The organism is Brucella pseudogrignonensis, assembly GCF_032190615.1.
Lineage (GTDB): Bacteria > Pseudomonadota > Alphaproteobacteria > Rhizobiales > Rhizobiaceae > Brucella > Brucella pseudogrignonensis_B.
On the sequence record NZ_JAVLAT010000002.1, the window covers coordinates 1,211,711 to 1,238,682 of the forward strand.

Below are 26,972 nucleotides of genomic sequence, written 5' to 3' on the forward strand. Positions count from 1 at the left end.
ATTTCAGAAGCGCCTTGACTACTGACACTGCATATGCTTCACGCTAAAAGTAAATAATATATTTAAGGGCACGCGGATGTGGGGTAATAAATTTGATCTAGAGCTCGTTGAAGCATCTGGGTTATTTGACGCTGAATGGTATAGGGCGAAATACCCGGATGTAGACAATATTAGCCTTTCTCCGCTTGAACATTTTATGTGGATCGGAGGAGCTCTGGGGCGCTCTCCAAGCGCAAATTTCGATTCGCAGGCTTATATTAAAGCGCATCCTAAAGCAGTCGCGGAAGGTTTCAATCCGCTTCTACATTTTCTTAAGAACAGTGGTCTGATGTCAGCAGATCCGCTTTTAATGCAGAAACACAGGTTGTCGTTTTTTACGCCTGACGAGCAATATCCCTATCGGCCACACCTTCAACGGCTGGTCAATTCTGTACGCGCGCGTATCGCTGAGGAGCGTAATGGTCCAGCTTATGAAGAAATCGAGGGATTGATTGACCTTCCTTTCTTCGTGCAGAAATATCCTGACCTAATCCGAGCTAACGTGAATCCAATCCTGCACTATCTATCTCATGGACGACGGGAGGGACGTCAGCTTTGGCCAGATTTCTCCCCATCTCTATATAAAGCCAACAATCCTCAGGTTGGCAAGGAGGATAGGGATGTTCACCTCCATTACCTTGAAGAAGGGCGCAAACAACATCTGCCGACCAGCGAGTACTCGGTGGGATCTGAGGCTTTTGAGCAGTACTGCTCCGCCTTCGGTCTGGAATCTGAAGCCCTAGAGCGAGCGCGCCAAGAGAAGCTGATCTCGCTGCGCAGCAGAATGGAACGGGGCAAGCTCGGCGAGATGATAGCCAAAGCCGAACAGATCGAGCCATTGATCTCCCAAGGCTGGCTGGCTTCCTTGTCAGCAGGCGTTTCCCCACTTCGTTCCGAAGCGATTCTTCGTTTTATGACTGCTATGAGGCGGATGCATATCGAAGCCGAATTTCGACCTGCCAAAGTTGTAGTGCTCATACCGTGGTGCCATCTCAGTGGTGCCGCTCGAGTCGCCGGTTATTTGGCCGATGCCCTTGCCCGGATTTACGATCCCCGGGATATTGTTATTATCCGCACAGAAACCAGTGAGATGGATTTTCCCGAATGGTTTCCTACCGGTGCGCGCCATGTCGATTTTGCCGAACATGCTCAAGCGTTGAAGGGTGACAATCGCCACCGACTGCTTGTTTCTTTCCTACGCTCGCTCCAACCGACTGACATATTTAATGTGAACAGTGCAACGTTTTGGCAGGTGCTTAGCGCCTACGGGGTGCCACTCAGTTGTTGCGCGAGAATCTACTCTTACCTTTTCTGTTCAGAGATGGATATTTTTGGCAATGTAGCCGGATATCCGGTCCGAAACTTCCAGCCTACCTTTGCTGTTCACAAGAAATTTTTCACAGACAGTGACTTTCTGCGAGACCAATTGTCGGAACGCTTCCATCTACCCCCACGCAGCCGCACCAAGATTGTGAAGTTGGCGACTCCCCTTTCAGATGAAATAACAAGAATACCTGTCCCTCCTGTTATCTTGGGTCGACGGCACGAAGTGTTTTGGGCGGGGCGGTTCGATAGGCAGAAGCGCGTCGACATTGTTTATAAGATCGCACGTCGGATGCCCGATGTGACCTTCCGCATGTGGGGCAAATCTGTGCTCGACCGATCCATCTTGGCCCTGACGGTGCCAGAAAACGTCCGGCACGAAGGCCTCTATCAGGTCTTTTCGGATTTGCCACTCGATCAATGCGATGCATGGTTGTATACGTCCGAGTGGGATGGTGTACCCAACATCTTGTTGGATGTTGCAGCAGCGGGACTTCCCCTGGTGGGATCGCTTGCGGGCGGGACCTCGGAGGTGTTGCGCGAAAATGTTTCGTGGCCGGTTGAGCGGATCGAGGACGTTGACGATTACATAAAAGCATTGCAAGCGATTTTCGCCGATCCCATTGCGGCTCGGGAGAAGGCTGCTGTCTTGCGCGCTCAGATTAGGAAGGAACGTACGGTTGAGGCCTATACCGTATCGATCCGTAACGCGATGGAGTCCGTGGATGGCTGACCTTACCATAGCAATAACTGCGCATAACGAAAGTATCGTCGCTGGTCCAATGATTGTAAGTGTTGAGGCAGCCATCGCGCGCGTCGTAGCCAATGGCCTATCAGTCGAACGGCTGATCGGCCTCGATAACGCCACACCCGAATGCGAGGAATTCTTCACCCAAGACGCGCTGTCAAAATGGAATCTTCATCGTTTCACGTTTAAGGATCCTTTCTTGACGCGAAACGCGATGGTTGACAAAGCCACAGGTCGTTGGATTGCATTCATTGACGCTGATGATCTAGTCAGTGAGAACTGGTTCGAAGAAGCGATTGCCCTATTACAGTATCATGAGGCGAGGAATGAGAAGGTAATCATTCATCCAGAACTGAACTGGATATTTGAGGGAGCGAACGCTATCTTTGTTAAACCCGATCAGATGGACGAGTTGTTCAACCCTTATTATTTCTACAATGCTAACTATTATGACATGATGAGTCTCTATCCGGTTGAGGCGGCCCGGTCTATTCCTTATCAGAGCCGAGACATCGACCACGGGTTCGGCTATCAGGATTGGCAGTGGAACGTACAGACAATGGCTGCCGGTTGGATGCACAAAGTAGCCATCGATACGGTGATCTTCAAGCGTCGTAGAGCCGATTCTGTCAGTGTTCAAAACTCTAAAAAACAGGCAGTTATCCGCGCACTCGATGAATTATCGATTAGTCGTATTCAAGATATAGTTGATAATAGTGGGAATACATCGTCCACTAGATCGTAGGCTGGTATCTGATTTTAGCAATCACATAATCGCCAAGGATTGTTAAAAAGGAGGAATTGATATGACAGAGTTGAACTGTTTGTTAGCAGAGCAGGTATTACCCCAGTGCGAACTTCTATCTGGGAAGGAAGCTCTAATCGTAGAAACTGCTATGGACGCAAGTGTTACAGAAGCCACGGGTCAGACTGATCACTTGGAATCCATTGATGCCGAGCGCGGCAATTTCGAGCGCGATATCACTGTTTTAGCTACCCAGCTATCGGCGCGTTTCAACGAAATATCGACGTTAACTAGATTGTTGCTAAAAAGCGAGAAGGTTGCCGAACGAGCAAAAGTCAGAGCCGTCAAGGCGGAAGCGGAACGTCAGAGATTCATAAGTGAACTCGGCGCTCTGAGCGCACGACTTTCAGCGTCTCTTCACGAGGCTAAGCTCAGCAAATCTTTGCTGGATGCTGAGAAGAGCAAAACGGAAGCGGAACGTAGAAAGAATATGCGTCTCGTTGCGAACGCGGAGATTCTCTGTAAGGTAATCCAAATGGTGAAGCCATCCAAAGCGGTGCTCAGGGAAGTGACAAAGAGAGGCCTAGTCGATCCGGAGAAGTATCTCAAGAATAACCCAGATGTGGCCGAGGTCAAGTACGATCCGGTTTTGCACTTTCTTATTCATGGGGCATCAGAGGGGCGTGATTCCTTCAGTAATGGTGTGTCAAGCAATGCGTTCGACTAATCGGAGCATGGTAATTCGTTTAATTTCAGTATGTCAGATTGGTAATCCGTTCGTTGGCTCTCTTCTCCACTGCCTCCAGCCGGGCAATCTCAGCTTCAGCAGCCTTCAACCGGGGGACAGCCTGCCTTGATGATGGCCGGATCGAGGTCGACTCCAATATGGTCGAACGTTCAATGAAATCCGTGGCCCTGACGAGGAAGAATTCATTGTTCGTGGGCAACGAGCGGGGTGGAAAGACTTTCGCTGTCCTCGCATCGCTCGTCAACACGGCAAAACTTAACAGCGTGGACCCGGAGGTCTGGCTTGCCGATGTGCTGGAGCGCATCCTCTCCGGCAAAGTGAAAGCCAGCGAAATGGAAAGCCTCCTGCCGTGGACCTGGAAGGCTGAGCATGAGGCGATGGCGTAGCAGGAGCGACCGGCGGCATGACGCACAACAGCTAGGGGACGACGGCTCGACCGAAGCTTGATGACGAGGCGTTCGAAGCCTTTATCAAGGGGCGCCGTCCGGCGTCGCCAATCTGGTCAATGAGCGGTCTCGATGGTTATCTTACGGCTCTGATCATTGGCCCAAAGTTCATCGACCCACGCAAATGGATCCCGGAACTGACCGGCCCGCACGCCCTGAACCTGCCGATGGAAACAACCGAACATCGGGCCGTGCAGACGATCGTTGCGGAATATAACGGTATCTCGGTGAGCCTGTCAATCGGAACGGAATATTCACCCCCTTTACTTATCCAATATTGACCCCCTGATTACGGATTAGCACTTGGCCTGCCCGACGCTGGCCGGGGTTGCAGAGGGTAGGCCAAGTGCGGGTGATTAGCTCTTTCGGCTTTAGCTTTGAGAGCGGTTTTTAAAGCGCCATGAATCGTTGCCTGTCTCTACGATTTCGCAATGGTGCGTCAGGCGATCCAGAAGTGCGGTTGTCATTTTGGCATCACCAAAGACAGTGGGCCACTCGCCGAACGCCAGATTGGTCGTAACGATGATCGAGGTTCGCTCGTAGAGCTTGCTTATAAGGTGGAACAGCAACTGCCCGCCTGCCTGAGCGAATGGCAAGTAACCCAGCTCGTCGAGAATAACAAAGTCGAGACGGTTGAGATATTCCGCGGTTCTGCCTTGTTTCCCGTTGCGTGTTTCTGTTTCAAGGCGATTGACGAGATCAACAACATTGAAGAAACGGCCACGTGTGCCATTGCGAATGAGCGAGCGCGCAATGGCAATGGCCAGATGGCTTTTTCCTGTTCCCGTGCCACCAACAAGAACAACATTTCTTTGATCGCTTACAAAAATGCCTGTGGCCAACTCGCGAACCAAACCTTCGTTGATTGGGGTGCCGGTAAAGTCGAAGTCCTCAATGTCTTTAGCAAGAGGTAGTTTGGCAATGCTGAGCTGGTATCGAATGGAACGTGCTTGTTTCTCTGCAATTTCCGACTGCAACAATTCACCCACAATACGGGGCGGTTCGTGCTGCCGTTTTATGCCATTCCCCATCACCTCGTCATAAGCGCTGCGCATACCATAGAGCTTCAGCGTTCCCATCAGTTCAAGTACCTGCGTGCGCTCCATCAGCTTGCCCTCCTAAGGCTGTCATAGCGTGAACAGTCGGCGATTGGTTCATGCATCAATCGAAGTGCATCTGGGATTTGGAGTGTTGGAGCAGGAGCGGGATCTCGACCACGTGCGAGAATATTGATGATAACCGCCGCGGAACAAACGTTATGATCAAGCGCTTCCTGACATGCAGCATCGACATTTGCCAATCCGTCGGACGGCACGCATGCGAGGATGGTGACCATCTGCCGATCACCATCGTGAGCGCTCTGCAAACGTTTGCGGATTTTCTCCATTGCAGCTGGCAAAACCCAATCGCGGAAAGGTGCGCCATTGCGTAGAGCGCCAGGTTTTCGAGCAAGAACAGGCACATAATGCCATGGGTTATAGACCGTTTCTCCTCGATTAAAGCTACGCGTATGCTCTGCGACCTTCACACCATCCTGCCGGATGATAATCCGATCTGCATAGGCATGAACCTCTACAGGGCGACCAACTGCCGTTGAAACAACCGAGTATTTATTGTTGTCAAAACGGACGGTGCAGGTTTTTGATATGGACGCTGGAACACAGTGAAAGCCATCGAATGGGCCAATATAGGGTACCAGACTTTTGCGTTCTTCCTCAAATACCTGCCAGATCATGCGCTGCGTTTGTTCAGGATGACGATGTGCTTTTGCATAAGCGATACATTTATCGAGGAGCCAGACATTAAGCTCCTCCAAACTTTTGACCCGTAAACGCGGTGTAAAAAAGCGCTCTCGAACCAAGCCCACCTGGTTCTCGACTTGTCCCTTCTCCCAACCTGATGCCGGAGTACAGGCAACAGGCTGAACAAGGTAATGAGAGCACATTTGCTGGAACCGACGATTATACTGCCGCTCTTTCCCGACAAAAATGGCATCAACAGCCGCTTTCATATTATCGTATATGCCGCGCGTACAAGCGCCACGGAAAAACACAAAAGCCTTGTCATGTGCATCGAATACCATTTCCTGGCTTTCGCGCATGTAAGCCCGCGTAAACATCATCCGGCTATGACACAATCGAACGTGCGCAACCTTGATGGTCGTCGTCACGCCATTGAGACGAATAATCTCATGGCTCCAATCAAACTGGTAAGCTTCGCCCGGCGCGTAATAGAGCGGAACGTAAGCGTCACTTGTCACTAATCCGCGTTTCTTAGACCATGACTTGGCATAGCGGCGGACCGTGTCATAGCTCCCTTCATAGCCCAGCGACCGAACTTCTTCATAAATGCGGATAAGCGTCAATCGCTCACGAGATGCCTTACCTTCGTTGGAAATAAGAAAACGTTCAACGTCCCCCTTCCAAGGCTCCATCTTAGGAAAAGGTTGATGTTCCCGTTTGTAAGAAAACTCCGTCGCATCAGATCGCAGTATTTTGCGAACCGTATTACGAGAAACATGAAGCTCTCTGGTGATCTTCTTTCCCGACCAGCCTTGAACATGGAAGGCGCGCCGGACACGAGCAATCGTATCCACTCTTTTCAACTCCCTACTCCATCCGCTGACTAAAAGTCAGATACTCGGATGAAATCTAGCAGGGGTCAAAATTGAATAAGTATTCACCCGCTAGTGGGGTCAATATTCCACGCCGAAACACAGGTGAGCCTTTCCGAAACCCCGAAAGACCACCGACCCAGGTTCACCAGGATCGATGAGCAAACCTTTGATCCGTTCGATTGGGACCTCTGCTTTTTGCTGGCAACACGATACGCGCCGAGACTTTGGCAGCCGGTTCTTCGCGCTCATGCCGTCACTGGCGATATCATTGCGCCAATTCGCAAACTCGGCGAGACAAAACTCAAAGCCACCCGCCAGGATGCCGCTGACGTCGCTGAAGCACTCGCCAATATCCGAACCTATTTTATGCCGAAGCGGGCAAAGCAAAATTTTGACCGACAGCCGGAAACCCATTCGTCAATCACGAAAGACGTGGGCTATTCATTGCGCTCACAGCCTAACAGCTAGGCACCGTAATACTTCGACCACTTGGTCAGAACAGCATCTCGCATACATTGCAAGTGGATGTTCTGCTCCATGAAAGCAACCGCTTTCTTGATCCTATCCGCTCCATGCTTTTTGCTGAAGTTCAACATACCGTCGTGCATAAATTTTACACGATCCGACGAGCTGTAGCTTTTCGACTTGGTATGGAAAACAAAAGTGTCAACAGCTATAGCCAGAACAAACCCCGCGTCGTCAGCGCGAAAACAAAAGTCGTTTTCCTCTCCATAGCCACGAGGAAAAGTTTCTTCGTCAAAAAAACCAATTGCCTCCAAAACAACATCGCGAATTGTCAGGCAGAAACCATGGACCAAGGGAACAAACGGCATAACAACACTAGATCCAACTTCCTCAATATACTCTCCAAAAATATCAATCGATACACCAAGCGGCAAGTCATTGATAGCCGTCTGATTCTTAGAGCTTTTAACGAAAGGAACCGATTGCGTACTTGCCGCATTTGACAGTGGACCAACAATTCCGATTGCAGGGCTCATGCTGAAAGTCTTTTGGACTTTCCACCACCAGCTTTTGGTAACAATAGTATCACTATTGAGCAGTGTCCGAAGGCAAGCATTGCTTGCCTTAAGCCCAACATTGGCTGCTTTGGTATAATAATGTTGACTTTGAAGATGAAGGACGTCAACGAAATCGTGCTGAGACGAAAATGTATCAAGGTAATATCTCGTCTCGTCACCCGAACAATCATCAACAACGATCAATCTGTCCAACCCATCCCGATCCCAGTGCAAAACCAGGCTATTCAAGCATTGTTTGACATCCTCTAGTCCGTTATGGACGCAAACGACCACATCGTGAGTGAATCTATCTGACATTGTATATTATCCCATTAAAGAGAATTTTTGATCGTGGAAATGATATTTTCGCGATGGGTGTTATCATGGGAGAAAAGGATAAAGTCTTGATGGTCTCGCGCAGATCGACGAGCCTCAAGAAGAGAAATCCAATTTAATTTGGCGGATATACTTGCATAATTAACGCTTAACTGGTCACGATGTGTGAATTTATTTATCTCTGACCACCACGTACCCATGAATTTCTGTACGGTCTTGGACGCTGGCCGAGAAACCATAAAGTTTGTTTCGAACAGAGGCTCATTTAAGAGGCCGGGCTTGGAGAGATAGCGAGTTACCTGTCGAGTTGCCATCTCGTAATCAATCACTCTGTTGGCTGATAGAACAGCAGACTCCTCTACAAAATTGTCGCGCACCGGATGAATAATAAACCCGCAATCGGCCTTGGATGACTTCAGTATTTCGACGTAGTGCCGAAGATCCCCTAAGAAATGAATATTTGAATCAATCCAGAAGACGTAGTCATAGTCACCAAACCAGATATGAGGATGCGTCTTAGCAAAGCGCGCTGTCCTCACGGGTTCTGGATTTACGTAATTCGATATGATTTTTGTGTAACCATTTGGCACTATGGCATTATAGTCGTCAACGATAAGAAACTTATCGATACTATCATCATCATCATCAATGAGCGGGATAGCCTGTTCATAACCTCCTGAAAGGCAACTATAAACAGCGATCTTATCGGATTTTGTCCCATACGTTTTCTTAGTAGTCGGATATCTGCTCTTCCATACGGGCTCTGGAGCACCTGTTCTGTTGCTTCCGAAGTAACGAATAAGATCATAAGCAACATTTACGGTCGCCTTTTTGTAGGTCATTCCCGACAAAGAAGGAAGCAAGCCAAGAACCCGCTCAATAGCATGAGCAAGCGTTCCGTCTACTTGTCCTTTCTCTTCAGGAAACTCGGCAATATTGATATCGAGGTCGAAAAGAGGCTTTAATGCCACTGTTCGCGCCCAGAAGAATGAACCGGCGGGATAGTCGTGGCATACACCCGGCAAGTCATCTTCCGAAAGTCGGCTGAAGAATTCTTCACAAACTGGTTTGTTTTTGCCGTAATTTGGCTGGTTAGCCAATGACCAATGATAGCAAGGCGCGATGATGCCTATCTTTGAATCAGAAACAAACGACTGCAGAATCTGATTTACAGTGGATGGGGAGCCTAAAGTGACATGGTTCAGATAGCGACACCATCCGTGGTGAGATCTATTGTGTAGCGATTTTTTTGTATGGACATGCAAAAAAATCGTGCTGCACAGAATCTCATCACGGAACCATACTACCCACGGAGCAACATCCCTCCCACGATTTTCGATAACCCTAACAATTACCTGCTTTGCATTAGGAAGTGCATCTGAGAATACCTTGCGCACGTTCTCAGCATCGGCGTGAACCACCGATACCAGAAGCGTAAATGGCTGGCGAATGTTTGACAGATAACGGGTGAATTCGTCACACATATCTGTGTGATACAAGTGAAGATGAACAGCGATGCGTTCGCGTTCAATACCGGCTACTGGTTTGATCGGGGCATCATAGTCTAGCAGGATATCTGGAGTGCCACCTTCGTCAGGCGTAAGACGCGTTAATGTAGAATTATGGATACGCTTTGGTGGCTTTGGCATACGTCCTTCAGCCCGCCCCGCTTTAAGGTAATGTGCCAACGGATTGATCTTGGCAGACTTAATGTCACGATAAAAATCCAAATAACCGAGCGTTGAAAATCGTTCTGACGGATCGAAGCCAAGCTTCCAGCCCTTCGAATTATAATGCTCTAATGGTTCTTCCCCACTTTCCAGCGAGGCAGCATACTTTTCTCGATACCAGGCAGCATCAAAGAAATGTGTTTCAATGGCCGCTGGAGATGTCGTCGCGACTTGCGCCTTGATCTTGCGATTTTCTGCCGCGCCATAAAGGAGATAATGTACAAGCGGATTGATATCAGACGACTTAACATCTGGGTTCAAGTGCAAATATGTCATGGTGCTGAAGATCGGAGACGGGTCTCGTCCTTCCAATGCTCCATTCATATAATAATGGATTGCGGGATCAAGGTTCGCGCTTTTAACATCGGGATAGTTTTCAACATACCAAGCTGCATCATAGAATTCACTCTTCCGAATGAGAGATATACAGCGCCAATCTTTATATAACGATTTTACATCTTTTATTCTGAAAAGGTTTCTTCTGATTTTTCTTAACATGAGAAGCCTCAAAGCGTCCTAAATTTAAGCAATATGCGGAATTGTAGTCGTCTTAGCATAACCGTTCAGCCAGTCAATCAATCTGAACTTCTGCTACGTCGCACGAAACCAAGTATGGCATTAAAATCTCAGGGGCATGTCGACCGAAGAGAAAACGAAAGCAGCTAGCTATCTTCCTGGCCCGGAGAAGTGACTTTTCGGTTTGTCAGAACAATTTTGAGCGTGTTGTTAAGTGGGCTTCCGCTCTAATCATATTACGCTTCGGCACTGCTTAAAAGAAACTACAATGCACTTCAAACAATCAGCAAACCCGCAAAAGTATCGATCACAGCCAAAATGGGCAAACTCATCATGATGGCCAGTGCACTGCTTAAACAGGGACGCATGTAGTCCGCTGAAGCCGCTTGATTAAAACGGATGCTCTACTTTTGCAAAGCAACTCCAGAGTTATATTTCCGTCGCGGTCGTCTTGTCATCATATCTCCTGTTCAAGTCATCTCAGTCGGAATCACGCAGAAATTCTATTTATTCAAACGTTCAAATTTCTCGGGCCGCCTCTGTCACCTACCATACTAAGGACCTGATATGAAGTTCGCGTTCATTGCAAAGCACTGGCTGACGTGAGCAAGTTAACGTCTGTCGCCTCGAAACCGGGCCGGTTTACCGAGCCTGTAGAAGCGGCTGAATGTACGCGCATATCCTTCGTCCGGGTTTATGTACCAAAGTTCGGAGGTAATGCCATTGGGCACGATACGCCCCAGACGCGGATGACCCAGGAATGTGCCGACAAGGCATACGGTGTCCCGAAGATCAAAATCCCAGTTGCTGATCAATGGCGCATCCGCCAGTTCCTTAGGATCTGGATGCTCACCATTGAACAGGCGTTCGAGATCATGAACAAGCGCTTTGAGGGCCTTGATTTCTGCTGCAAGTCTTTCCCGGTTGAATGCACCATCGTTTGCGGTAATTGCCATGAGATATTCCTTTCATCGGATATGGGGGATCGTTCGCGTCCGTGTTGGCGAGCGCGTTATGCTTAGGTTTGATTTGTTCGTTGGATCTGACGTCAGTCCGGGGCAACCGCTCAGGCCGGACCGGGTGATCTCGTCTCCTGAGACCAGCTATCCGCTATGCTCACCGAAGCATGACTGCCTTGCTGATCCTGTCGCCGGACGGCATCGTTGAGAATGGCAGTGACGGTTTCACCCTCCAGAACGCCATGTTCGATCAACGCCTCGGCAAGCATCCTGTGCGCTTTTGCGTAACGGACAAGTCCGTGACAGGCGGTGTCATAGGCTTTTTGCATCCGCTCATCGACACGGTTGGTTACAGGATGGTTTGCATGGACCAGTTCCCCTCGTGCCACGCCGTCGCAAAACAGCAATGGGCGTTTTCTGGCAAAGCCGTATGTCGTTTCCATTGCCAGCGCCAGACCGGTTGCATTGGCGAGATCGCTTCCCGGTCGCATCCCGGAGCCGACAGAGACATCACCAAGAACAAGCTCTTCCGCCGCTCGTCCCGCCAGCATCACGGCAAGGTTGTCTTCGCAATCCTTTTCCAGCGGAATAAGCTTGCGACGTTCCATTGCAAAGCCGAACCCCACCTGTTCTTCAATGCTGAGCGTCAGCGGATGGCCGACTTGTAGCACATGACGGATGAGAGCATGGCCTGCCTCATGCACCGCCATGCGCCAGCGTTCTTCCGGCAGGATCGCCCGGCGATTGCCAACAATGCCCTTTTCAATATCCTTCCAGGAAAGCTGACGCTTCTTGCGGCGTGCTTGCTGGCGGGCCTGACGCACGATCCGCTCGATATCGGCGCCGGTCATACCCTGTGCCTTTAACGCCAGAGAACGCAGGTCGCGCAAACGCCTGATACCTTCATCTGATTTACAACCTGTCATCGCTGTTGCTCCGCTTGTCGTGTTTCCAGCACCGCTTCAAGATCAGCACCAAGATGATGTGCGAGAATGCCGACCAGTGCATCCGTGTCGGGTTTTGGTATCCGGACATGGGTTTCCAGCCGTCCGGACCGTAACAATGCTTCATCAATATCGTCAGGCCGGTTGGTCGCACCCACAATGACGATGCCTTCCTGTCTAACTGCGCCATCCATCAATTCCAGCAGTTGATTGACGACAGCGTTCCAGTAATCCGCATAATCGCGGGATGGATCCTGACGTTGCCCGATGCTGTCGATCTCATCAATAAACAGAATGACCGGGGCATGAGACGCCGCTTCTTCAAAAGCACTTTTCATGCGCAGCAGCACATCACCAAGATGGCCCATTCGTAGCCATGTTGCGATAGAGGTCGCGAGGACAGGAATGCACAGGCTGTTACAAAGTGCCCGTGCAAAAGTGGTCTTGCCGGTACCGGGCGGGCCAGACAGAAGCAGCCGTGTGCTCATGTCAGACCAGACGAGTGATCCTGACGTCCACAATGCAAGGTCTTCCTTGAGCGCCAGCGCCCAATCCACCACCTCGCCATAGCCTGACAGGTTTTCTACGCATAGAGTTGGTGTTCGACGCATGACGCTCTCTGCGGAACCGACGTCACTGAAGCCAGCGTCGAACGGTTCAGGTTCAATCAATCGGCTGTCGGAAACAATCTTTCTGCCATGCCGACCGCGTTCATCAGTCGAGAACGATTTTTTGTCATCGGCCTTATCTCTCTTTTTATCTGCCTCTTTCTGCTTTTGCTTCTGCTCCTGCACCGGATGTGCCTGCTTTCTCCCCTCCAGTTCCCATTGGGCCAACAGATAGGCGAAGGTTTCCTGGCGTGTGTCTGCCTCTCGGAACGAATGTCTCAACTCTCGTAATGAACCGAGCGTGAACTCTTCGGGAAAAACAGTGTCGGCATCGTGTGCCGTCACCGCATTGAGCAGCCGGTTGAGAAGAGCGCCGTCAAGTATGCCGGTATCGAGGACAATATCTGCCGCCACTTTCAGCCCGGCCGGAATCTCGTATTGCATATCAACGATACCGAGAAGCCATTCGCCGCGTGACAGTGCATCTCCAATGCTGTCTTCGTCGATCAGCACCAGTTTCTCAAATCCATCAGCGTCGATAGTGTTGATAATGACATCTGCCGGACGGAGGCGGCCTCTTGTCCGCTTTAACTGCCGGATCGTTGTCGTTCCCCAGTGCTCGAGGGGTCGCACCACAACGTGCCCGCGATAAAGCCGCTGTTCATTCAACATCCGGAGCAGGATATCTTCAAAGCCTTCGATATCGGTGCGTATAATGACAAGCCCGGACCGTCTGCGTGAAAGCTCCATCAAGTGGTTTTGCCCGAAACTCCCCTCCTCCAGGGCCCGTGCCAGCAGATGACACACTGCGATATCGCCAATATCCGGCTCGACACGAAAGCAGCGCAGGAGTTTCAAAAGATATGTTCGCTCGACGGGAGCGTGGGGGATATCGCTCAGGAACATTGGAAATGGCAGCGAGAGGGCAAACTGATTTTGCACGCTGCAAGCATCCAGATTGAAGCTGGCACCGAGATAAGCGTTCAAGACACGCAGGTCATGAACCGGATGACCGGTCAGAAGCATGGCCGGTCTATATTCGTCACCGGGGTCGGACGCCGGGTCCGGCATATCGAAGCGCATCATGAAAAATCCATCAACGTCGACTTCGGTGTGAGACAATAGATCGAGTTCGCAGAAAACCTGTCGCACGTCGCGATACAAAGCATGTTTCAGGCGGGCAAGCAGATGCCGCCCAAGCCGGCTTGCGCCGGGTGGTGAAGTGGTCATGTAGTGACCTCATGGATAGAAAGAGGAATTCCTAAGCATATCCCGAAAAGCGGCAACCGGCTTTGGGATCGAGACATGCGTACAGCAAGGAGACAGCGCGGCTCCAGCGACTCCGTTTTAACCAGAACCGCCCCAGCGGCATCTCGTCAACGCGATGCGTTACCGGGTTTAAGGATTTGAGCTTGCGGTGCTGACCTACTGCCGATGGCTTCAATTGCAATTCTCGCAATCTCTTTATCAATCAGCCGTGCTTGCTCTGCTTCCATTTTTGCAAATGTGTCGCCAATCCAGATGATAAGCTCTTCCCTAAGCGCCTCCTGTACAGTAAGGGCTTTCTTCGCGATCCCCGGTACGCCGAGCAGACAATCAAGATCAGCCAGCGCCCAGATCCCTCCTCGGTTTGGCTTTCATTGAGCAACGGATCGATCAGCGCGAATTCATATTGTTCGATGTCGATGCCATAATATTGTGACGCCAGACGCGTCAAAGCCGATGGCATGGCCGATACTTCATTGCGCCACTGACACAAGGTGTCTTTGTGCACACTGACGCCGTAAACCATGCTCAATAGGCGGAGTTGTTTCTGTTCCGCATCATAATCCAGCAAATCAAAAGCATAGGGTTTTGTCGGAAGCGCTGAAGCGGCAATCTCGATGTCGGTTTTAGCCGGAGCTGATTTTGACGCAACAGACTCGGTCACATGATTAAGCGTATCACGCGTAATCGGCATAGACCGTGCCAGTGTCGTATCACCAGAAACCTTTTCCCCGTGCTGATGCTTCTTCGATATGCCCAAAAATCTTTTCGCCCTCATTCCAGATCGCCCAGCGTAACAGTGTATCGCGAGCCGCAAGCTTCTTTCTTTGCCGGTCATGGGCCTGGTCAATCCGGTGAAAAAGCCAGGACAAATGGAGAGCGGCATTGAGTTCCTGCTTGAAACTCCGCACGGGAATCTTGTGCTCAATCAGGTCGATATAGCCAATAACGGTTTCTGCAAACATAAGTTCTCCTTCCTCGGAGCGATGCTATCGCCGGAGCCAAATAGGAGTGAAAGATCGACCGTGCTTGCCCTGCAAGCAGCGTTAGATTTTGAAGGCAACAAAGACCGTGACGTTGCGCGCGAACGCACACGACCAGAGCGCCAGAATGAAAATTGGGAGTTCGGGCTTTAAGGAGCGCCGAACGCGTTAGGAGCGGAAACTATTTCCGCTGTCGAGCCGCCATGCTGACGAGGAATTCAAGGCGCAGATCTTTTAATCCGGGACGAATGTCGCTAATAACCAGCATAGCTTGGCTCCTGTGTTGGCAGGCTAAGTTAGTCTCCATTCTGGTGTTCCAGCACCGGAATGGAGGCGTCTGATCAATCAGACAAAGTGACTATTGCAGGATCTCAAACGCGCTGCAAGGATCCAAAACAAAAAAAGATCCTAAGACAGCATTTTTATCTAAGTCCCGGATATCACCGGCTTTTTCGATTTTGTGCCTACGGCTTCAAAAGCCAGTGGCCGTAAGGCTTTTGTATCTGTCATCGACAGAATAGCACGATTAAAACAAGGCAAAAGTTATCCACAGGCAGGGTCTCAGACACCATTTTAACAGCAGGCAATAGGGCTCATTGAGCGAAGCCCCCGTCTCAGGAAATCCGACCTGAAACAAAGCATGGATTTGAAAAGTTCCACAGTCGAGCACATTCCATGCCTTACTTCAAACGGCGTTTGCGGATGAATCCGAAAAATTGCCTTGGGTAACGCTGTTTTCGAATTTTGAATCGGATGACTGCAAATTATTTCGATTTGAAACGCGTTGCCGACAAATCGAAATGACCTGCCTGCACATTGCGTCCCCCGACCGGCCCGCCATTTCAAACGCAAGATTTCCGATTCATCTGCAAACGGCGTTTTACGAAGTAATGGGGGGAGAACAGACACAAAAAACAAACGCCGTTTATGAAACGAACCGGTTGAAATCAGGTGGCAGCAGTTTTGGAAGCCATATTCATTTTTCCGGTTCGCCAGCATCTCCGTGAGGCATCAAATGCACTTTGCGTCGGAAATCCCACCCCCTTTTGGTGTATCTGTCAACCAGATCATCAATGACATCCAATGAAGCATCCTTATCGAAGCCCTGATCTGCCAGCCCATCAAGCAGCATATCAATCAGCTTCTCCATCCCACCCTGATTGCCAGACCTCATCGCTTTGGCAATCATGAAATGCAGGAACACCCGAGCAACGTCGTCTCGTGTCGGTTTGCGCTCTGCTCTCAAACGATCCCGATATTCTTTCTGCCGCTCGCGCTGCTTGCGCAAGCGTTCTGCCTGCTGCCTGTTCGATGTCATTCCCCCCTCCCAATTTTCCACCAATAATCAAAGCATGAGCTCAAAACCTGTCGGCGCAAAGCAATTTCCCTTCATCCTCGCCTGCCCGTAAACGGCGTTTGCCACTGAAACGGAAATCTCGAATCCAGTAACACTCGCCCTGAACTTTGCAACGCTCGTCACAAGTTTTGAATCGAATTACTGCAAATCATCTCAATTTGAAATGCGTTGTGGAAAGTTCAAAGCGCGTTGTCGACACCTTGCAATGCCCTGTCCGCAACGTCAAATGAAGTGCCAACAAATTATTGCAATCCATATAACTTACTGGGTCCACCGAGGCAAACGCCGTTTGCATTACACGATCCAGATTAACTTGCAGTCTTCCTGTGATTTTGCTTAGTGCAAATACGGTTTAGTGTGGAATGTTGAATTCGTGGATACCGGAAGAATGACAATTCTCGTGACAGGCGGAGCTGGCTATATCGGCTCGCATACTTGCGTTCAGCTGATTGAAGCTGGCTATGACGTCGTGATCGTTGATAATTTTGCCAATAGCCATCCGGAAGCCTTGCATCGCATAGAAAAAATCACCGGACGCACACCACGCCGTGAGACGGGCGATATTCGTGATCGCACTTTTCTGGAACAGGTTATACGGCAGAACAAATGCACCGCAGTTATTCACTTTGCGGGCCTCAAGGCGGTTGGTGAATCGACCGAGACGCCGTTATTTTACTACGACTGCAATGTCGTGGGCACCTTGCGCCTGTTGCAGGCTATGGAAGCCACTGGCATCAAGACATTGGTGTTCAGCTCCTCGGCAACCGTATATGGCGAGCCGCAAAAATTGCCGATTGTCGAAAACGAGCCTCTCAATGCGACCAATCCTTATGGCCGTACTAAGCGGGTCATTGAAGACATCCTGCGCGACCTTTATAACAGTGACAATAGCTGGAAGATTGGCATTCTGCGCTATTTCAACCCCGTCGGTGCACATGAAAGTGGCCTGATTGGGGAAGACCCCAAAGGGTTTCCCAACAATCTTATGCCCATCATCGCGCAGGTCGCGACCGGACATCGCGAAAAGCTCAGCATATGGGGCAACGATTATCCTACCCCTGATGGTACCGGGATTCGCGACTATATTCATGTGGTCGATCTGGCGGCGGGCCATCTCAAGGCGCTTGAAAAACTTGATGAACCACAATGTTTTTCGGTCAATCTGGGTACCGGGCAAGGCCATAGTGTTCTGGAAGTCATTAAGGCATTCGAACATGCCTCAAATCGTGAAATCAAATATGAAATAGCCCCTCGCCGTCCCGGTGACGTAGCTGCATGCTATGCGGACCCAAGTTTCGCACGCAGTTTCTTGGGCTGGTCAGCTGAAAAGAACCTGCGCGAGATGTGTCAGGATATATGGAACTGGCAATCAAAGAATCCGAACGGATATGAGTGAGTCCCCTTTAAGATCGCACCCGCCGTCTCGGCTTCTCTTTTTCTTTTTTAAACCAAGGCGCAGGTTCTTTTGTCTCGACGTACGGCAGCAAGCGTAAAGGCTGTGGTTGCAGATGGCCCGTAATGACCGGATACACGGAGATTGCTTTTTTCATCACCTGCAAGCTGGCAATATTCGTATAACGTGTCTCTCCCTCCGTTCGGCCCAGATGCCCGGTAATGTCTTCCATGATCGACATTTCTATCCCCTTCTGTTTCAGCGTGTTGCTGAAACCATGCCGCAACGCATGGATTGCGCTCCCCCAAAGCTGATCACCAAGCCCCGTTTCCGCTTTCAGTAAGGGGACAAAGCTCTTGTAGAAACGATCACCGGTATCGTTTTTGCGTCTTGGAGCGACCAATTCCGGAAATAAACATCTGTGTCCGACTTCCTTCAAACGCTTTGCGTAGTCGATAAAACCCAGTCGGATAGGCTCATCTGGTACGGGGAGATCGCGGACCGATTGGAGGTTCTTCAGTCCTCGGAGCTCATTTTCCCGAATTTTGATGAACCAGATACCTTCATCCTTTGCGTAAACCACATCATCGACCATCAGGCCCGTAAATTCGGCGCGTCTTGCGCCCAGATATGCGTAAAGCATTGGCACATAATAAAGGGACGAATGATATACGGCCTGCCCGAACTCCCGCATTTCCTGCGACATGGGCCCGGCACAACCGGTGAACACCGGAATCTGGAAGATCGGTTCAACCTGCTCAGGGCCGGGTTTAGCGGTCAGCGCCCGAACGGATGCAAGGCTGCGTTTCTTCGGCTTGATCCCTTTAAACGTGAACGCCCGTAACATGAAACCTGAGGCGACAAGATGGTTCAGGAACTGTTCGAGATTGCCGAGGTGGCGTCTGATGGTCCCGCTAGACAAACCAACCTTGGGTGCTGGCAGATTGAGCTTTTGCGCGCGGATTATTTCCCGTTGCGTCGCCTCACGTAATTGCGCGGTCGTCATTGCCACGTAACGCGAACTGCTTCCCCATCTGGCAAGGATGTTATTGAAATGCTGGCGCAACGCCGCCAAGTGGGTCTGATTAATGCCGCTGCTCGTGAGAACATTATGCTCGTCCAGAATACCGCAGAAAATGCGAACGACTGTCTTGACGTCCTTTGCCGTGCCTTCGTTCCAGTTTTCACGGTTGTTGGCGATCAGAAGCTCGCACTGCTTCATGAATTGCTTCACTGGCAGGTCCTCCCCAGCAAGCCCCATCATGTCAGATGCTGATACAGGAACAGGATTTTCCACAACTGGCTGTGGCTGTGGCTGTGGCTGTGGCTGTGGCTGTGGCTGTGGCTGTGGCTGTGGCTGTGGCTGTGGCTGTGGCTGTGGCTGTGGCTGTGGCTGTGGCTGTGGAATGATATCCGGCACAGGTTCCACGTTTACAACCGAAACAATTGGTGCTGGCCGGGCAGGGTCTGGTTCAGCCTGCTCGTCAGGATAATCGATGAGATAGCGATCATCGGTATCGAGCAGAACGTCTGCACGCGCTTTGAAATATTCAGCCTTGGCCTTCTCGAAATTAAGAATCGAATAAGACAGACCATGCTCTTGCATGAGAGCACGCATTTCGTCGACAAAGCGCGAAGATTCTGCATCCTGGCGTTCAGCACGATAAGATATCGCGATGCCGTGATGGAGGCTCTGCGGTACCTTCGATTGCTCCAGAAAGCGCCAACCCTGGCAGCTTTCCTCTTCAAACAAGACACGACGGGTGCCAAATTTTTCCAGAAGCCTGTAAGTCCAGCCTACTTCCAAATCCGCAGCCAGATTATCGATCTGATGGAAACCTGTCGGGGTGCGCTGGCCTGCAAATTGCAGGTTCTCCATATGATCATTCATCCGCGCGATTTCGGACTGAAACAATCGTTCGAGGGCTTCTTTCGACATCAATGCACTTCGCGGATTTTCTGCTATTTCAAACAGCATCAGATTAAGCTTGCGGGCCATACGACCAGCCTGCCGATGATCTGATTGTTTAAGGCTGAATGCAAGATGACGCGCGCCGATATGCTCGCTCATCCGTGCTGGAAGACGCGGACGCCAGTAAAAAATATTTGCGCGCCGCTGAAGATTTTGGACCTGATGTCTGACTGCCATAGGAAGCTCGCCGTTTGGAGCCACGAGACAAGCCGACCAAGGCGAATCAGCATGTGTCATAGCTCTGTGTCACAGTTTTGTGCACAGTCGGCGAAATAGAGAAAAGCTTGAGGATTCCCAGCCGGGAAACATTAAGTAAAATCAATAAGTCATTGATTTTACGCATGATTTATGGCTGGGGCGCCTGGATTCGAACCATGAGTTCAAATACTATTAACAAACGCTTTCCCGCTTGGAATGACCCAATTAAGAGTCTGACGTATATAACCTTCTGGCAGAACTCACGTGCCGATTATCATTTTAATTCTTACTATTGTTAAGTCTCTAAATCTCAACAAATCACACCGATAACGAACTCGAGCAAGATTCCGGGCGAATTTCAAACATTTTTGGCCTCAACTGCGAGCATTCCAGAATTACTAGCTATACATCTCGTCCAACGACAAAATTACGACTACGTACACGTATAAAAAAAGCCCTTCGCGCAATGGACCAGCAGGGCCAAGCGGTTTTGAAGCGGGGACTTCATCCGCTCGTAAATATCATTGCACCATTTTGGAAAAACACAATCGAAGAGCTTTTTCAAAGCTATATGCCTGATGCAGTCATCGCAATTAAGAATACCTTGCCATCAGGCCGGAGTAGCTATCGACTGCATCGCGAACGTGAAATTCACTTTTCGCTGGGACGGCCAACATTTTTCTACTCCAACACATAAAAAAGGTCCCGTTTCAGCATTTCCTGCGTGGGTAATTGTTTGAACGTTTGAAGAACAGAGGCTATTAGCGCTTGAGCGTCTGTAGCTTTGCGAAGATCAATGTCTGTCGCTAAAAGGCCGCAAAAAATGTTTGTTGTCTGCCTTGCCCGTGAAAGAGCTACATTCATTTTTGCGATGCATTGCTCATCTTCAAGACCATCAATTTCAAGTGGGAGCCGACCTGTTGGCGTCAATGCGACATTTAACGAAACCAGAACGCAATCTGCTTGCCTGCCTTGGACATCCTCCGGTAATCCAACGAAAGCCAACTCGCTCATTCCTGCTTTTTGTAGCGCGGCCTTTATTGCGTTGAGCTGCTTTTGGCTAAAGGCGACGACACCCAAAGTTGATCGCTCTGACCATAACCTCCGAGCTGCGTTCACTAATGCGCGAACCTCAGCCCTATTAACTCCGTCGCGTTTGTGGCCCACAGCCATATAATGCAGTTTACTTAGACGATTACCCTTGAGTTGCATTTCCAGGCCGTTGTCGTAGCTGAATATATTGGACCAGGTCATGAGATCGCGATTTATTGCACGATAGTTTTTTCGCAAATGCAACGTGGAAAAACCAGATGCGCGCGCAACGTCGAATACGGAGTTACGGCAGGTGATTTGCGCGGGATCTCCAAGAATGACCAGTTGGAACGGAGAATTATATAAACTGATCTCAAAGTTGAGCCGTGACGCATCATCGATAATCAACACATCCGTAATATCCCCGGGCGGTCTTATAAAATCAGCCTCAACGACAGGCCTATTCGGAGAGGAAAGAAAATCTGGTGCGTCAGATCGATTGTCGGATTTTAGTTTTGGGCCAAAAATGAGATATTGCTCTTCCCGTGCCCAGCCTATTGGAAATGTATTTCTGACTTGTTCGCTCATGAAGGCGTGACATCGCTTCTCAATGACATCAAGCGTGTCGGTGCCAGCCATAACTTTCACTCTTTTTCCGTTGGACAGGCAATAATTGACGATCCGCGGAATCATCTCGGTTTTGCCACTTCCAGTCGGGCCGTCAATTATAAACGAGCGTCCAGCATCAATCGTCAACAATGCTTGTCGAAGCTCGTCGTTATAAAATTTCCAAGACGAAGGATTGCAACGCCTGTGCATAACGTTTGATATGAGCGCCAATAAACCAGGATCAATATCCTGAGAGCGAGTGGAATGAGACTGTCGATCAGATTCAATCAAATCGGGCTGCACCTTAAGTTCACCCTCGCTAACAATATCACCGACAAGGTAAAACCCTGCCAGATGGGGCAGTGTGTGAGCACGACCATCATGTAATGGCTTGAGGAGGCTTTCACCGCTTTCTGTTAACTGTGGCTCACCAGTTCGGTCAAGAAAAGCGTTCGCACTAGGTTCTAGTCTCGCCATAACGGCACCTGACTTCAACGCGTTTTCAAGATAGAGATCAGTAATCTCGCGTCGATTATGACGATAGTCGCCTTCGTTAAAACGCGGAGCAACTTCGCCTGATTTAGGCGCCCTTAAGGAACCCAAAAAATGATAATCGATTGAACCGTTAAGATACTGAAAATCGCCAGTCTTGCCAACCAACCTGAAACAGTTTGCTTGGCTCACTCCATCCCCAAGCAATGCTTCCGTCCTACTGAATACTGACTGTCTAACACCAGCCAATTCACGAATAGCGCGACACTCACAGGGAGCAAAAACGACGAACTCATCTTGATCATCGCATACAATATCTTCGCTTGAGGAACCCGATGCTCGTTCGACATGAACGCCTTTTATGACAATATGTTCTCTGCCATCTTTACACATGAGGCGCGCATATTCATGCCCGTTCAAAATATTTCTCTTGGCTTTTATTTTCGCCGGATTTTTTTCCAGCCATGCAAAACCCTCGCGAATAGAACCGATCTCGCTTTGCAATTTTAAAACTGCTTCCTCATATTTCTGACGTGCCCGTTCCAAACGTAGCTTTAAATTTTCTCTTCGCTTTTGCAAAATTGCGCTGTATCGGGTCGGACTTATTCTCTGTCCCCACGGATAAATTTCTTCATTTTGCCGTTTAGAAAACCGCTTTTTATTTCGGTGACTTTCGTGCCATTGGACAATTAATTTTTCCTCCGCTTCAATTGCCGCGATCTTTTCAGGCCATTCCTCCCGCGCTTTCGAATATGCCTTCTCTTTAATAATTACCGTTTGTGCGAGACGCTTATGGCGAGCTTCAATACGGCGCTGATATTCAGCCTTCGACAAAGTTTTATGAAAATTATCGGGAGCATTTCGCTTTGAGCGATCGTCGACGAGATCAGACATTTGCACTCCCTTGCTACAATATCGAATGCCGCAGTAAAAAAATGGCCCGCCGATATCGGAAAATAATTCACGTCATTCGGACCAAAAATTTTTGCCAAGCCATTTCCAACATGCGCTACAAATGCGGCGCAGCGTGGCAAAAGGTGTGCCTCTTTTGATCAATCCAGAATGCTAACAGCTACATTATGCCATCATAAAGCCGTTATGAAAAGTATAAATAGTTAAAGAGAATTTTTGATCTACGCGATTTAATGTTTCATCAAATCTGTATAAATTACTTATAAATCAAATTAAATTCATCAGAAAAGGCAAGTTTCAGCGGAAGCTCTTCGCTGGTAGAATTCTGTCAAACAATATACAGCATTGTTTCATTTGTTCAATTATATGCAATAAAATGGCGAATAATTAGAACATATATTACAAACACGCATAATTTCGATCACAAAGATGATAGCAATTCCATAGATGTTAGTGTATAAGTCGTATAATATCCACTTCTTACGCTTCATCAATCATAAGATTAAGATTACCGTGAGTTACTTTATTATCATAACCGTATGTGAAATCGGTATCACAGGAGCGTGAACCGGCTCCAAGCGTCCTTCTGGGGCTTTAAAACGGACGCGAGGTCGCAATTTTAAGTTTTTAAAGGGCTCATTTTCTAAGAAAACCCATATTTCTAGGGGATTTTCTCAATTCGGAGGGCTCAATACCTCAAAAGTGCCGCCAAGCGTCACCTTTGATCTGTTTTTCGTGCCTTTTTACGCCTCGAAAAGAAACGCGATTGCGTTTTTTTCATCGAAATCCCGCGCTGCCATCGGCAGCACACTTGCGTGTGGCGGGATCTAAAATAGTGGCGGCGAATACTTAGAAAAGTAAAGAAATACTATGCCTGATCTTAGAGGATAGATTCCGGGAATTCTGGCAAGTTTCAGCGAAGATTTTGAGCGTGAAAAGAGTAAGTCTACAAAAAAAGCCCAGCTTCCCTTTATCTGAAGCGTTATCCTTATTTCTGATTTGTTCCATTTTTGAAGTTGCAACGAGCGGAGTATTTGTTTTCGAAAATGCGGAAAAGGAAGTTTTCATAGCCAACCTAATTTAGAATTTTGCACATTTGAACAGCGGATTGATTTTCAGTTTCAGCAAAATTTCGAACATGGGAAAAACCGATTTGTATGAAAATTCTCAGCTTCCATTTATCTTAATCCGTATTCTATTTTTAATTTGTTCCGTTTTTGAAATTTCAACGAGAGGGGTAAGCGCTTTCGAAAATGCGGAAAAGGAATTTTTTATAGCCAACCAAACCAGGAATTTTACTCATACGAAAAGCGGGCTAATTTTTATTTTAAAGGATCGATCTGTGATCTCTTTTAGTTTTTATTTCCCGAAAAAAGTTTGATTAGCGCGTACGAGATCTGAGAAGCGCGCAGTCATTCATGATGAGATTGGAAGTTTTTAGGTTTCAGTTTTGCTGGGCCAGGCTTTCGCTCGTTTGAAATTATAAGGAGTTTTGAAATGCGAATAATTGGAATGTTTGATCAGCGCGGCAGCAGCTTTGTTGGTCAGATGGAATTGATCGGACAGACAATTGATTTGGTTTTCTGGCCGCGTGAAAAGAAAGGAGAATTCAGTCCAGATTACGATATTTATAAAAAGAGCTTTGTCGTGGGTTCTGCCTGGTGTAGGAAAACCTTAGATACGGAAAAGAATTATCTCTCCGTTAAATTCGACGATCCGAGCTGGGTCGCACCGATTTACGCGCGGCTTCTCGATAAGGATACAGACGTCAAATATGCCCTCGTCTGGCAACGCCCACGTGCCAAATCCGTTTAACCTTTTCGAGATATTCCTGACCGCCAATCTCATTCATATTCTTTGCGTCTGACAACTCGTCGACAGCTTTCAGCTGCTCGACCATTTTGAGGCAACAAGCCAAAGCTGCCGTCTGATCCTTCAGCGTGCTGCCCTCCTCGCCTCCCCTTCCAAAAAGATAGATCGCGCAATTTATCGAACTTTGTCTGAAGCACTACCGCTTCCGGCATGCCTTTGCGCGCGGTTCGCCAGCTTTCATCAAAACCATCAAATCAACTGACAATCAGAAAGACTGAATTTTATGAAAACCGGAAATACCAATATCCAACTCACCATCTCATTTGATGCGGACAATGAACCAAAATCCGCGACCTTGCGCATTGAACTAGGGCAAGCCCAGATTTCCATGCCCCTCCCCGACGGTCTTCGCTTTGAGGGTGAAAATCCCCTGAGCATCAGCCTGTCTTTTCCCAACAATTTCATTCTTAATAAAGAAGCTCCTCATGCAAACTGTTCACCAGACACCGAAACCTCGCACGAAACCATCACGTCAACGGCCGCGCAGAACAAAACAGATAAAAAGCAACTGCTATTGCCGTCTCCCCGTTCATCAAAAGCGCCATCCCACTATCAAACCCAATGGCCGGTGATTGGCGGGGATGATCTCCTGCTTGAGACCGCAGACGTTTTTAATTCGAAAGTATTCTCTGACAAATTTGTGCCTGGCATCAAACGACACATCTATATCGCCGGCTGCGATGGTCTCAGAGACCTTAAAAGACAGCTCAGCATTCCGATCTTCAAGGTTGGAGAATGTGGCGAAGGTCGTATTGCAGACCGGATCAAGCAGCAGAGCAAAGACCGGTACGGGTCCTATTACAAGCTCGATGGTGATTGGCCGGTGCAAGATGAAGGCTATGATGATTATTCTGCCCTTCAGATTTATCTGCCGGAAACGCTGCATGAGAAGAGTCCGGTTCGCTCTTTAACACGGGGTTTATCCGTCACCCTCCCCCACGACATGAGCCGCCAGCAATTCAGTCGCGGCTTTCAAAAGCGGCTAGCGTCGTGCAGCTGGCTTAATTGGCGCAAAACAGATGATGCCATTGATCACTTTGAACGCAAGAACATTAATCAGGATATCATCGACCGCTATACGGATTATGGCGTCGGTGGTGGAGTGGATATAACACAAGCGACCGAGCTCTACTGCATTCGCAATGAAAATCCAGACGACTGCAAGCGGCTTATCGCCATCATCGAGAATGTCATTCTCGAGCATATGGGTTTGATCTAACCGTGCGAGATCCATATACAGCTAACCCAGCTGCAATTCGAAATGGATCGAACGCTTCACATTAAAGCTGTTGGTCGAAATAATGTTTGCAACAGGCCTAGTCCGCTCGGCCTGTTGCGTAAAGCCAAGTATATAAGTTCAGCTCGCCACTGAAAAATAAAATTGCTGGGTAATTTTATGACGATGGCGAGACGATTCGGTAAATTAGATGATCAATAATCGCCATCTTTATTAATAATATCGAATAAAGCGTACGATCACTTTATTGTGAATGGGGTGCAATAGGTCCTAAAATTGAAACTCGCATTAAACTAAATTGAAATTGCAATATCCAAAGCCGCCGCAAAAATACGATTAAATCTCGTTGTTGAATTTATTTTTGAAATTTTTTAAGTTTTTATAAATCGCTTTCACCGTGATTATAACCAACTGGCGATCACCGTTTAAAATTTAATATGTTCTTAAATTTTTCTGCTAAATCTGCAATACCGATTAAAAATTCTTAAATAATCGCAATAAGGAAACATTTTAAAAATTATTTAATGAACTTAACTAAGCGATTCAAGGACTTGACAGCAATCTTATTTTAATATTGACAATAAATGGAAAATGTTGCAGCTCGGTAAAATAACTATTTTATTTTTTTGCAAAATTTCAAGTTCCGTCATGGTATTCATGTAAATAAAAATTAAAATTATGGGGACAAAACGTATTTCACACGAGAAAACATCAAATGTTTCTACGAATAATTGAGCGCATTTTCGCAACTGTATTTTCGTGGCGAAAATAAGTCAAAAAAGCCACGGTCAGCAGCCTTTCAGATGTTGAAGTGACATTTTAATAAATAAAATCAGCATCTTAATTCGAAATAAAAATATCAAGAGAA

The 26,972-nt window shown here is 48.4% G+C and carries 18 protein-coding genes and 3 pseudogenes; 9 read left to right on the top strand and 12 right to left on the bottom strand.

The annotated features are described in order from the left end of the window. The first annotated feature begins 76 nt into the window (after positions 1-76). The 5 genes and pseudogenes from RI570_RS16915 (at position 77) to RI570_RS16935 (ending at position 4,330) form a co-directional block, all read left to right on the top strand. On the top strand, positions 77-2,095 hold the full coding sequence (locus RI570_RS16915) for a glycosyltransferase family 4 protein (protein ID WP_313829791.1): 2,019 nt from the start codon (positions 77-79) through the stop codon (positions 2,093-2,095). After that, positions 2,088-2,855, top strand: coding sequence for a glycosyltransferase family A protein (locus RI570_RS16920; RefSeq protein ID WP_313829792.1), 768 nt, complete (start codon positions 2,088-2,090; stop codon positions 2,853-2,855). Before RI570_RS16915 ends, RI570_RS16920 begins: the two co-directional genes overlap by 8 nt. Before the next feature lie 61 nt (positions 2,856-2,916). Further along, positions 2,917-3,582, top strand: a complete 666-nt coding sequence (locus RI570_RS16925) for a hypothetical protein (protein ID WP_313829794.1) — start codon at positions 2,917-2,919, stop codon at positions 3,580-3,582. 119 nt (positions 3,583-3,701) lie between these two features. Then, positions 3,702-3,989 (top strand): annotated as a pseudogene (locus tag RI570_RS16930) (transposase domain-containing protein); the annotation flags it as partial. Positions 3,990-4,006: 17 nt separating this feature from the next. Next, positions 4,007-4,330, top strand: a pseudogene (locus tag RI570_RS16935) (UPF0149 family protein). 90 nt (positions 4,331-4,420) lie between these two features. Here the strand turns inward: RI570_RS16935 and istB are convergent. Next, on the bottom strand, positions 4,421-5,155 hold the full coding sequence (gene istB, locus RI570_RS16940; RefSeq protein WP_313829795.1) for an IS21-like element helper ATPase IstB: 735 nt from the start codon (positions 5,153-5,155) through the stop codon (positions 4,421-4,423). Further along, on the bottom strand, positions 5,155-6,654 hold the full coding sequence (gene istA, locus RI570_RS16945; protein WP_313829797.1) for an IS21 family transposase: 1,500 nt from the start codon (positions 6,652-6,654) through the stop codon (positions 5,155-5,157). Before istA ends, istB begins: the two co-directional genes overlap by 1 nt. 117 nt (positions 6,655-6,771) lie before the next feature. On the opposite strand from istA, the pseudogene RI570_RS16950 reads away from it, so the two are divergent. Beyond that, positions 6,772-7,059, top strand: a pseudogene (locus tag RI570_RS16950) (YecA family protein); the annotation flags it as partial. A 71-nt stretch (positions 7,060-7,130) separates the two neighbouring features. Here RI570_RS16950 and RI570_RS16955 read toward each other — a convergent pair. The 8 genes from RI570_RS16955 to RI570_RS16990 form a co-directional block, all read right to left on the bottom strand. Continuing rightward, positions 7,131-8,006: a glycosyltransferase gene (locus RI570_RS16955; protein ID WP_313829798.1), complete on the bottom strand. Its 876-nt coding sequence runs from the start codon at positions 8,004-8,006 to the stop codon at positions 7,131-7,133. Between the two features lie 14 nt (positions 8,007-8,020). Further along, on the bottom strand, positions 8,021-10,252 hold the full coding sequence (locus RI570_RS16960; protein WP_313829799.1) for a rhamnan synthesis F family protein: 2,232 nt from the start codon (positions 10,250-10,252) through the stop codon (positions 8,021-8,023). A 629-nt stretch (positions 10,253-10,881) separates the two neighbouring features. Beyond that, a complete protein-coding gene (locus tag RI570_RS16965; RefSeq protein ID WP_313829801.1) occupies positions 10,882-11,226 on the bottom strand; it encodes a DUF6634 family protein in 345 nt (114 codons plus the stop codon). Positions 11,227-11,336: 110 nt separating this feature from the next. Then, the gene (locus RI570_RS16970; RefSeq protein ID WP_313829803.1) at positions 11,337-12,155 is read right to left on the bottom strand and encodes an ATP-dependent Zn protease; all 819 of its coding nucleotides are present in this window, start codon (positions 12,153-12,155) and stop codon (positions 11,337-11,339) included. After that, complete coding sequence (locus RI570_RS16975) at positions 12,152-14,011, bottom strand: ATP-binding protein (RefSeq protein WP_313829805.1); 1,860 nt, start codon at positions 14,009-14,011, stop codon at positions 12,152-12,154. The genes RI570_RS16970 and RI570_RS16975 overlap by 4 nt, the downstream gene beginning before the upstream one ends. Before the next feature lie 241 nt (positions 14,012-14,252). After that, positions 14,253-14,741, bottom strand: coding sequence for a hypothetical protein (locus RI570_RS16980; RefSeq protein WP_313829807.1), 489 nt, complete (start codon positions 14,739-14,741; stop codon positions 14,253-14,255). A 19-nt stretch (positions 14,742-14,760) separates the two neighbouring features. Next, positions 14,761-15,012: a hypothetical protein gene (locus RI570_RS16985; RefSeq protein WP_313829809.1), complete on the bottom strand. Its 252-nt coding sequence runs from the start codon at positions 15,010-15,012 to the stop codon at positions 14,761-14,763. 994 nt (positions 15,013-16,006) lie between these two features. Beyond that, on the bottom strand, positions 16,007-16,348 hold the full coding sequence (locus RI570_RS16990) for a hypothetical protein (RefSeq protein WP_313829810.1): 342 nt from the start codon (positions 16,346-16,348) through the stop codon (positions 16,007-16,009). A 427-nt stretch (positions 16,349-16,775) separates the two neighbouring features. Here RI570_RS16990 and galE point away from each other — a divergent pair, with 427 nt between their 5' ends. After that, a complete protein-coding gene (gene galE, locus RI570_RS16995) occupies positions 16,776-17,783 on the top strand; it encodes a UDP-glucose 4-epimerase GalE (RefSeq protein ID WP_313829811.1) in 1,008 nt (335 codons plus the stop codon). Positions 17,784-17,790: 7 nt separating this feature from the next. Here the strand turns inward: galE and RI570_RS17000 are convergent, their stop codons facing one another. After that, on the bottom strand, positions 17,791-19,989 hold the full coding sequence (locus RI570_RS17000; RefSeq protein WP_313829813.1) for a DUF6538 domain-containing protein: 2,199 nt from the start codon (positions 19,987-19,989) through the stop codon (positions 17,791-17,793). 642 nt (positions 19,990-20,631) lie between these two features. After that, entirely contained in the window at positions 20,632-22,977 is a 2,346-nt protein-coding gene (locus RI570_RS17005; RefSeq protein ID WP_313829814.1) for an AAA domain-containing protein, read from the bottom strand. Between the two features lie 1,515 nt (positions 22,978-24,492). Between RI570_RS17005 and RI570_RS17010 the strand changes: the two genes are divergently transcribed. Beyond that, complete coding sequence (locus RI570_RS17010) at positions 24,493-24,810, top strand: DUF736 domain-containing protein (RefSeq protein WP_313829815.1); 318 nt, start codon at positions 24,493-24,495, stop codon at positions 24,808-24,810. A 280-nt stretch (positions 24,811-25,090) separates the two neighbouring features. Further along, positions 25,091-26,086, top strand: a complete 996-nt coding sequence (locus tag RI570_RS17015; protein ID WP_313829816.1) for a hypothetical protein — start codon at positions 25,091-25,093, stop codon at positions 26,084-26,086. Positions 26,087-26,972: the final 886 nt, after the last annotated feature.